Below are 9,376 nucleotides of genomic sequence, written 5' to 3' on the forward strand. Positions count from 1 at the left end.
AGCACACGGTCATGTCGCGCCAGGATATCAGCGCGCAACAGGCCGAAGCCCTCAATGACCAGATCAAGGACATCATCGTCGCAGGCGGCGGCTCGGTGGCCAAGATCGAATACTGGGGCCTGCGCAACCTGACCTACCGGGTCAAGAAGAACCGCAAGGCGCACTATTCCCTGCTCGCCATCGACACCCCCCCGGCCGCCATGGCCGAGGTCGAGCGTCAGCTGGGCATCAACGAAGACGTGCTGCGCTGGCTGACCGTCAAGGTCGAGGAACTCGATCTGGAACTGTCGCCCCTGCTGGCCCGTCGTGAGCGCGAGCGTGAACGCGACCGCGAACGTCCCGTGCGTGAAGACGCCGTGGTCGAAGCGTAAGGATCAGAACCATGACCGATACCACTACTCCCCGTAACGTCCCGGGCACGCCCGCCGGCTCCGGCGGTTCCGGCCGTCGTCCGTTCAATCGTCGCCGCAAGACCTGCCCGTTCACGGGTGAAGGCGCGCCGAAGATCGACTACAAGGACGTCAAGCTGCTCCAGCGTTACATTTCCGAACGCGGCAAGATCGTGCCCTCGCGCATCACCGCCGTGTCCCAGATCAAGCAGCGCGAACTGGCCAAGGCCATCAAGCGCGCCCGCTATCTGGCCCTCCTGCCGTATGTGGTGAAGTAAGATGAAGGTCGTTCTGCTCGAACGCGTCGAGAACCTCGGCGCCATCGGCGACGTCGTCACCGTCAAGGATGGCTTCGCTCGCAACTTCCTGCTGCCGCGGGAAAAGGCCCTTCGCGCCACCTCCAAGAACCTGGAGAAGTTTGAACTCGACCGCGCCGCCATCGAGGCCCGCAACGAGCGCAACAAGGGCGAGTCGCAAAAGGTCGCCGACAAGATCGACGGTCAGTCCTACGTCATGATCCGCCAGGCCGGCGAAACCGGCCAGCTCTACGGATCGGTCGCCGGTCGCGACGTCGCCGAGGCCATCCAGGCCGAAGGCGGCAAGGTCGAACGCTCGCAGGTGGTCCTGAACACCGCGATCAAGACCCTGGGCGTCCACGAAGTGGTGATCCGTCTCCACGCCGAGGTCACCGCCACGGTCAAGATCAACATCGCCCGCTCGGCCGACGAAGCCGAACGTCAGGCCAAGGGCGAGGACGTGATCAAGTCGGCTTACGACGAAGATCGCGAACTGGCCGCCGAACAGGCCAACGACATGCGCGAAGGTGGCGCTGGCCAACAAGACGGTCTCGGCTCCGAAGCCTAAAAAGACCGGACCCAAGGTCCATACGATCAAGGGCGCGTCCTGACCGGACGCGCCCTTTTTCGTGTCCGCCGCGCGTCGACTCTATGTCAAATTTACAACGAACGACCGCCAAGCGCGAAAGCCGTCCTTGACCGGCCCCGTCCGTGGACCCAGCTTGCAGGCAAGGGCGGCATGGGGGCCAGTCCGGGCAAGGTTTTGCCTCTCGCCCCCGAAGATCGGCCACGGGGACGAAACCGGCGATCGACGCCGACAATTCAGGAAGCCCGCAATCGGCCCCGTCGCCATTCGGCGCCGGCTCAACATCTGGTCTGTCAGGCGCCCATGCACATCCGTTCCACCCGCACCCTTCTTCTGGCGTTCGCCTCGGCCGGCGCCCTTCTGGCCATCCCCATGGTCGCCTCCGCCCAGTCCGCGCCCGAGCCGGATCAGGCCGACGCCCTGGAAGAGATCGTCGTCACCGGCACCCGCACCGTGGGCCGTTCGCGCCTCGACACCATCGCGCCCGTCGACGTGATCCAGGCCGAGACCCTGACCCGCAACGGCACCGGTACCGAACTTGCCGCCGCCCTCGCCAACACCGCACCGTCGCTCAGCTTCCCCCGCCCGGCCATCTCGGACGGTTCCGACCACGTCCGCCCCGCGACCCTGCGAGGCCTCGCGCCCGACCAGACGCTCGTCCTGATCAACGGCCAGCGCGGCCACATCGGTGCCCTGGTCAACGTCAACGGCGCGCTCGGCCGAGGCTCGACCGCGTTTGACCTGAACACCATCCCCTCGGTGACCCTGGGCACGGTGGAAGTCCTGCGTGACGGCGCCTCGGCCCAGTACGGTGCCGACGCCATCGCCGGCGTCATCAACCTGCGCCTGCGCCAGGCTGACAGCGGCGGTGGCCTGACCCTGAACTACGGGATGTTCGACACCGAATACACCACGGGCCGCGGCAAGCATTCGGAGTCGGACGGCGAGCAGACCTCCCTGGCCGGCTGGATCGGTCTGCCCCTCTTCGGCGACGGCTTCCTGACCCTGTCGGGCGAGGCCCAGCGTCGTGAGCCCACCAACCGCTCCGACTATGCCGCCCCGGCTGCCGTCAACGGCGGCAATGCGACCACCGTCCTGGGCCGCTTCGGCGATCCCTACACCGAGGCCTACACCGGCTATTTCAACGCCGGCAAGCCGCTGTCGGCCGGCTGGGAAGCCTATGCCTTCGGCGGTTATCAGGATCGCTATTCGGAATCCGCCGCCACCGCCCGCGCGTTCAACAACGCCAACAACGTCCAGGCCATCTATCCGAACGGCTTCCTGCCGATCATCGCCGCCAGCATCGCCGACTACAACATCTACGGCGGCCTCAAGGGTCCGGCGCTCGGCTTCGACTGGGACATTTCGGCCGGCTATGGCCGCAACGAGATCGACTACGAGGTCCTGAACAGCCTCAACGCCTCCTACGGCGCGGCCTCCCAGCGTGAGTTCAAGGCCGGTGGCCTCGGCTACGGCCAGCTGACCATCGACATCGACGCGGTCAAACAGGTCGAGGTCAACCTGTACGAGCCGCTGAACGTGGCGGTCGGCGTTTCCTATCGGCGCGAGGATTTCTCGGTCAACGCAGGCGAGCCCACCTCCTACAACAAGGGCCCCGTCGCCGCCGGCGGTTCGGGCTCGCAGGGCTTCCCCGGCTTTGCACCGGCCAACGAGGTCGACGTCGATCGCTACAACGTCGGCGCCTACATCGACCTGGAAGGCAAGTTCTCCGAACAGTTCAGCTTCGGCCTGGCCGGCCGTTACGAGGACTATTCCGACTTCGGCGACCAGTTCACCGGCAAGATGTCGGCCCGTTATGACTTCTCGCCGTCGTTCGCCCTGCGCGGTGCGATCTCGACCGGCTTCAAGTCGCCGGCCCTGCAACAACAGTTCTTCAGCTATGTCGCGACCAACCTGATCACCACGGTGGTCGGCGGCGTGCCGGTGACGACCCTGTCCCAGAACGGCAGCTATCGGGTCAACGACCCCATCGCCATCGCCTTGGGTTCCAAGCCGCTCGAGCCCGAAACCTCGACCAACTACTCCGGCGGTGCGGTCTTCCGGCATGAGGGCTTCGAGCTGACCGTCGACGCCTACCGCATCGATGTGAAGGACCGGATCATCTATTCCGAGACCCTGGGCGTCGCCCGTCCCAGCCAGCTGGCGGCGACCACCAGCGCGACCCTGGCCCTGCTGGCACCCTTCGGCGTCACCGGTGCCCGCTTCTTCCTGAACGGGGTGAACAACACCACGACGGGTATCGACATCGTGTCCCGCTACCGGACCATCCAGGACTTCGGCCGCTTCGACTTCACCCTGGCCGGCAACTTCAACAATACCGAGGTGACGCGGGTCCCGCCGCTGCCGTCGAACCTGGCCATCCCGGTCTCGCCCAACTACCTGTTCGACCGCTCCAACATCCTGTCGTTCGAGGAAGGCACCCCCGAGCAGAAGATCGTTGCCAGCGTGGACTGGAGCCTGGGCGGTTGGGGCGCTACCGCGCGCGTCACCAGCTACGACTCGATCCTGGTGGCCAACAACAACATCACGCTGGACTATGAGACCGGCCGGGCCAGCCTGCTGGATCTGGAAGGCCGCTACGCCTTCCCGATGGGCGTGTCCCTGGCTGTGGGCGTGAACAATGCCACCGACGCCTATCCGAACGCGACCCCGACCACGATCAACGGTGCCACGGGCTCGGTCGGCTATCCCAGCTTCTCGCCGTTCGGCTTCAACGGCCGCTTCTTCTACGGACGACTCAGCTACAGCTTCTGATCCCTGAGGATCGAAGCAGACAGGAACGGCGCGGGGAGCGATCCCCGCGCCGTTTTTCTTGTCGTGTCAGCGCTGCAGCCTGATCGGCTCATCGGCGGGATCGCGATGCGACCCCGCCGACGCCGATTCCGCCCTCAGTATTTCACGCTGATCTTGGCGAACCAGAAGCCGCCGTTCATGCCGAATGGTCCGCCCGATCGCGGATAGATCTGGCCGTCGGCGGTGCTTCCGGTCAGGGCATAGATCGGGTTGGACGTGGTCGGCGCGATCTTGTCCGGATATTCGTCGAACAGGTTGGCGGCCCCGACCGTGAACGTATAGGCGTCGTGCAGCGTGTAGCTGACGTCCAGATCCGCCGTGACCTTGTCCCCGAACTCCTGGCCCGGATAGTCCTGCTCGCTCAGATAGCTGCTGTAGTAGTTGGCTCGGCCGTTGATCGAGAAGCTGCCCACCTGCCAGTTGGCAGCGATATTGGCGCGGTGGTGCGGCGTCAGGTTCTCGATGTCGATGATCCTGGCCGCGTCGATGGTGCCCACGACGGCCCGCGTCACCTCGCTTTTGTTGTAGCTGTAGGCCAGCGTCAGGTTCAGCGGGCTTTCCAGCAGTTCGGTGCGATAGCTGGCGACGGCATCGATGCCCTTGGTCGTGGTGTCGAAGCCGTTGGTGAAATACTGCACGGCCCCGTCGACACCCACGGCCGCCAGCGCGGGCTGGGCGGCGATGGCGGCGGCGGTCACCGTATAGGACTGGCTGATCCCGATCCGCTCATCGACATCGATCTGGTAAGCATCGACCGTCAGGGTCAGGACGGGGCTCGGCTTGAAGATGAAGCCGGCGCCGAAGTTGGTCGATTCCTCGGGGCTCAGCGACTTGGCGCCGTAGTATTGGGCGATCGCGCTGGTCACCGGATAGGTACCGATCTGGACCTGGTTCCCGGCGACGAAGGTGGTCGTCAGGATCTCGGTGTTGTTCTGGCCCGGCGAAGGAGCATGAAAGCCGCTGCCGACCGTCCCGCGGATCGAGAAGGTGTCGGTGACCCGGTACAGGGCGTTGATCTTGCCCACATAGGTGCCGCCGAAGGTATCGTAGTCCTCGTAACGTCCGGCCAGACCGACCGTGAAGGCCTCGGTAACGTCGGTTTCGGCACCGACATACAGGCCATAGTTCATCTGGGACGTGGTCTTGGCCGAGGCCGGGCTGGTGCCGCCGTAACCGCTGGCCCCCGGCGACTGTGACGCCGAACCGTCGCGGACATAGACGCCCGGCGAGACGAGCCGATACAGGGCCTGGGAGGCATAGGGCCCGACGCCGTACGACTGTTCGTCGCCCGCGCCCTGTCGGTACTCTTCACGCCGGTATTCGGAGCCGGCCGACAGGGTGATCGGGCTCGCGAACCCGACCTCGAGCGGATAGGTCAGGTCGAAATTCAGGTTGACCTCGCGCTGGGTCAGCTTGCCGAACTTGAACGCCGTCTGGCTTTGCGGGCCGTAGGAGGCGTTCAGCGACTGGGTCATGGCCAGGTCGAGCGAGTTCTCGGCCAGGGTCGCCGACAGGTCGTAGGTCAGGCCACTGTCGGCCACACCCCGGGTGCCGAGGGTGCCATAGAGCTGATCGACCACGCCCTGGAATCGCGGCGTGAAGCCCGCCGGATAGAGGGAGGCGAAGCTGTAGGTGTTGGTGTCGCGAACAAATCCACCGGCCGGGCAGGTCGCATTGCCGGTCGGGCACCGGGTCAGGAAGATCGGATTGAAGGCGCCGTTGCGCCCGGGCGACCCGGTCGCCGGCGTCCCCGTGCCGTTGTCGACGGCCAGGGGCGTCGTCGCCGAGATCGGCGAACGATAGTTGAAACTCTGATCGGCCTCGCGGTGGCCGACGTTGAGCGTCGCATACAGGGTCGCGTTGTCGCTGAGGTCATAGCCGGCGTTCACCATCGCCTTGTACCCGTCGGTCGGTGACGACCCCCAGATCTGGACCGGGTCGGGATAGTTCGGCAACCGCGTCGCCAGCGACGGATTGGCCGCCGCGAAGACCGCCGCGATGGGCCGGGTTGCGCCCCGGCTGGTCTGGCCGTCGTCGAAATACTCGCCCGAGACGTTGACGAAGCCGTTGCCCCACAGGCTGAAACCGGCGTTGGCGGCGATCTGATAGCTCTCGCCGTCACCCGCATAGGTCTGGCCATACCGGGCCTGCAGTTCCAGACCGCTGTCGTCCGTCCGGATGCCGTAGTTGATGACGCCGGCAATGGCGTCGGAACCGTACTGGGCCGTCGCGCCATCCCGAAGGATCTGCAGGTTGCGGATCGCGATGGCCGGGATCATCGAGATGTCGGGACCCTGCGAGCCCAGCGACAGGGCGGTATCGCCACCGCCGACGACCTGCACCAGGGCCGATCGGTTGTACCGTTTGCCGTTGATCATCACCAGGATCTGGTCACCGGCCAGGCCGCGCAAGGCCGGTGCGCGCACGAAGGTCGAGGCGTCTGAAATGGTGTTCTGGGGGACGTAGAACGAGGGGACGATGTTCTTGATCACGTCCAGCATGTCGGCCGCCGGCTGGCTGACCAGTTCTTCGGCGGTGATGATGTCGATCGGAGACGCCGAGTCCGTCGCCGACCTGTCGGTTCGGCGCGTGCCGAGGACGACGATTTCCTCGAATTCCGTTTCTTCCACCCCCGGCTCGGACTGCGCCCAGGCCGGCTGGGTCATAAGCAGGGCACCGAACGCGGCCCCGCTGCTCAAGAGCAGCCTGAGCGGCGTCGATTTGTCGTTTGTGCGCATGAAGAAATCCTATCGTGTTGAATCGATTGAATTTCCCGGCGCGCTCCCTCCCCAGAGACCTCCGTTATCCTTTACGAAGCCACGAAGAATGAAAGCCCATCTTCTGTGAATTCACGACGCTGTTGCGAAAGCGTCACTTTACCCTCAAGCAGCCATATCACGGAAGATTTTTTCCATTCGGATCAGTGGGATCGCGACACCCTCGGAAGATTTTGCCTCGATCTGCTCGACCTCGACATAGCCGCACGAACGGTAAAGCGGCACACCGGCCAGGGTGGCCATCATCTCGACCCGACCGAATCCCGCATCCCGCGCGGCGCCCTCGCACAGCGTCAGGATCCTCGAACCGATGCCTCGCCGGGCGAAATCCGGGTCGACGTACATGGCCCTGATCTTGGCCGCGTCGGTCGCGGGATCGAGCGGCGCGGGCTCGCGCGCGACGATGCTGTCGTCACCCCCGAACAGGGTGGCACGCCAGCTCCAGCCCCCGCACCCCACGATGCGGTCCCCGTCCTCGATCAGGAAATAGGTCTGGTCCTTCACCAGCTGGCTATCCAGCCCCATGACCTGACGGCTGGCCCGCACCTGTTCCGGCGACAGGAACGCGTCCTGCAAACGGTCGATCGCCCGCCCCATCAGCGCGTGCATTGCCTCCAGATCCTCGAACTGGGCCAGGCGGTGTGACAGGGTCATTGGGCGTTTTCCGGGATAGCGGTCGCGACGACTTCTATCAGCGAATACCGTCTGGCCGACAACTGTGCCGCTTGTAACGCTCGTGCCCTAGTTCTGCCGCGGATGACCCGCCAATCTGGCGCCTCAACCGGAGGGGTCCGACATGAACCGTATCGCACTGGCCGGCCTGGCCATCGCCGCAACCCTGGTCGCCACGAGCGCCAGTGCCATGACGGTGCAGGAGTTTCTGACCACCGCCGCCGGCATTCCCCAGAACCCGACCGCCCTGCTGCGCTCCGACACCCGCCGCCTGATGCGCGAGTTCGAGGGGGCGGTGCGTACCACCCGGGCCGAACAGACCGCCGCCCGCACCGCCGGCCGTCGTCCGGCCACCTGCATGCCGGAAAAGGTGTCGTTCTCGCCCAACGCGATCCTGGCCCGCTTCAACGCGGTGCCGGCCGCCCGCCGCAGCCAGATCACCGTGACCCAGGCGATGCGCGAATGGATGGCCGAACGCTATCCCTGCCCCCCTGCCTGACGAACCCCGTCGCCTGACAAATTTTGCCGAATCGTTGACGATTCCAGGTCCGTCCACAGACCGCGACCATCCATCCACGACCACGTCTGCGTCGGCCCCTGTCGCGGGGGCCCGACATCGTTAAGGCGTGGTCCCGATGAACGCCTTCACCTCCTTCTCAGCCGATTCCGTCGCCATCCCGTCCCTGCCTCACAATCTCGAGGCCGAGCAGGCGCTGCTGGGCGCCCTGATGTTCGACAACGCCATCTTCGAGCGGCTGAGCGATCGCCTGCGCGGATCCCACTTCTACGAGCCCTTCCACCAGAGGCTCTACGACGCCATCGAGGATCACATCCGTCAGGGCATGCTGGCCGAGCCGACCATTCTGATGGAGCGGTTCAAACAGGACCCGGCCTTCGCCGAGTTCGGCGGCCTGCGCTACCTCGCCGACCTGATGGACCGCGCCCCGCCCGGCGCCAACGCCCCCGACTATGCCCGCGTCGTCTACGACCTTGCCCTTCGTCGCGACCTGATCCGCATCGGCGGCGAGATCATCAAGGACGCACCCGACCCCGAGACGCCCGCGATCGACCAGATCGAACAGGCCGAGCTGACCCTGTATTCCCTGGCCGAATCCGGCGCGCCGTCGTCGGGCTTCGTCAGCTTTTCGACCGCCCTCGCCGGTGCCGTCCAGATGGCGGGCGAGGCCTATCAGCGCGACGGCAAGCTGGCAGGCCTGGCCACCCACCTCGACGATCTGGACTCCAAGCTCGGTGGCATGCACCCGTCCGATCTGCTGATCCTCGCCGGCCGTCCCTCGATGGGGAAGACGGCGCTCGCCACCAACATCGCCTTCAATGTCGCCCGCAACTACCGCTGGGAGCCGACGCCGGACGGCCGCAAGACCGTCTCCGGCGGCGTCGTCGCCTTCTTCTCCCTGGAAATGAGCGCAGAACAGCTGGCCATGCGGATCCTGGCCGATGCGTCGGGCGTCTCGTCCGACCGCCTCCGCAAGGGCGAGATCGACGCCAGTGATTTCGGCAAGGTCCGTGACGCCGCCATCGAGATCGGCGAAAGCCCCCTCTACATCGACGCCACCGGCGGCCTGGCCATCTCCAAGCTCGCCGCCCGCGCCCGCCGCCTGAAACGGATGGAGCAGGGCCTCGACCTGATCATCGTCGACTACCTCCAGCTCATCACCGTCGGCGAGGGCAACGCCCAGAAGAACCGCGTGCAGGAGGTCTCCGAGATCACCGGCGGCCTCAAGGCCCTGGCCAAGGAGCTGAACGTCCCGATCATCGCCCTGTCCCAGCTGTCGCGTCAGGTCGAGAACCGCGAGGACAAGCGGCCGCAACTGTCCGACC

General features: G+C 65.6%; 8 protein-coding genes. 6 read left to right on the forward strand and 2 right to left on the reverse strand.

What is annotated here, in order from left to right; translation table 11 throughout:
- The 4 genes from rpsF to JHC99_RS14935 all read left to right on the forward strand — a co-directional run.
- Nucleotides 1–371 (forward strand): 30S ribosomal protein S6 (gene rpsF, locus JHC99_RS14920; protein ID WP_292155207.1); only part of this gene is annotated, 371 nt, incomplete at its 5' end.
- A gap of 11 nt (nt 372–382) precedes the next feature.
- Nucleotides 383–667, forward strand: a complete 285-nt coding sequence (gene rpsR / locus JHC99_RS14925; protein ID WP_292155208.1) for a 30S ribosomal protein S18 — start codon at nt 383–385, stop codon at nt 665–667.
- Between the two features lies 1 nt (nt 668).
- A complete protein-coding gene (gene rplI, locus JHC99_RS14930; RefSeq protein WP_292155209.1) occupies nt 669–1,253 on the forward strand; it encodes a 50S ribosomal protein L9 in 585 nt (194 codons plus the stop codon).
- A gap of 321 nt (nt 1,254–1,574) precedes the next feature.
- Complete coding sequence (locus JHC99_RS14935; RefSeq protein WP_292155210.1) at nt 1,575–4,046, forward strand: TonB-dependent receptor; 2,472 nt, start codon at nt 1,575–1,577, stop codon at nt 4,044–4,046.
- Nucleotides 4,047–4,180: 134 nt separating this feature from the next.
- On the opposite strand, the gene JHC99_RS14940 is transcribed toward JHC99_RS14935, so the two are convergent.
- Together JHC99_RS14940 and JHC99_RS14945 are read right to left on the reverse strand one after the other, a co-directional pair.
- Nucleotides 4,181–6,823, reverse strand: a complete 2,643-nt coding sequence (locus tag JHC99_RS14940; RefSeq protein WP_292155212.1) for a TonB-dependent siderophore receptor — start codon at nt 6,821–6,823, stop codon at nt 4,181–4,183.
- 144 nt (nt 6,824–6,967) lie between these two features.
- A complete protein-coding gene (locus JHC99_RS14945; protein WP_292155213.1) occupies nt 6,968–7,516 on the reverse strand; it encodes a GNAT family N-acetyltransferase in 549 nt (182 codons plus the stop codon).
- A 142-nt stretch (nt 7,517–7,658) separates the two neighbouring features.
- On the opposite strand from JHC99_RS14945, the gene JHC99_RS14950 reads away from it, so the two are divergent.
- Both JHC99_RS14950 and JHC99_RS14955 read left to right on the forward strand, forming a co-directional pair.
- Nucleotides 7,659–8,033: a hypothetical protein gene (locus JHC99_RS14950; RefSeq protein ID WP_292155214.1), complete on the forward strand. Its 375-nt coding sequence runs from the start codon at nt 7,659–7,661 to the stop codon at nt 8,031–8,033.
- 136 nt (nt 8,034–8,169) lie between these two features.
- A partial coding sequence (locus tag JHC99_RS14955) for a replicative DNA helicase (protein ID WP_292155216.1) occupies nt 8,170–9,376 on the forward strand: 1,207 nt, incomplete at its 3' end.

This window comes from Brevundimonas sp. (genome assembly GCF_016463485.1).
Lineage (GTDB): Bacteria > Pseudomonadota > Alphaproteobacteria > Caulobacterales > Caulobacteraceae > Brevundimonas.

Bases quoted from the DNA above. Each gene is read 5' to 3' on its own strand.
- rpsR (WP_292155208.1), top strand. From the start codon at position 383: ATGACCGATACCACTACTCCCCGTAACGTCCCGGGCACGCCCGCCGGC.
- JHC99_RS14935 (WP_292155210.1), top strand. From the start codon at position 1,575: ATGCACATCCGTTCCACCCGCACCCTTCTTCTGGCGTTCGCCTCGGCC.
- JHC99_RS14940 (WP_292155212.1), bottom strand. From the start codon at position 6,823: ATGCGCACAAACGACAAATCGACGCCGCTCAGGCTGCTCTTGAGCAGC.
- JHC99_RS14950 (WP_292155214.1), top strand. From the start codon at position 7,659: ATGAACCGTATCGCACTGGCCGGCCTGGCCATCGCCGCAACCCTGGTC.
- JHC99_RS14945 (WP_292155213.1), bottom strand. From the start codon at position 7,516: ATGACCCTGTCACACCGCCTGGCCCAGTTCGAGGATCTGGAGGCAATG.
- rplI (WP_292155209.1), top strand. From the start codon at position 669: ATGAAGGTCGTTCTGCTCGAACGCGTCGAGAACCTCGGCGCCATCGGC.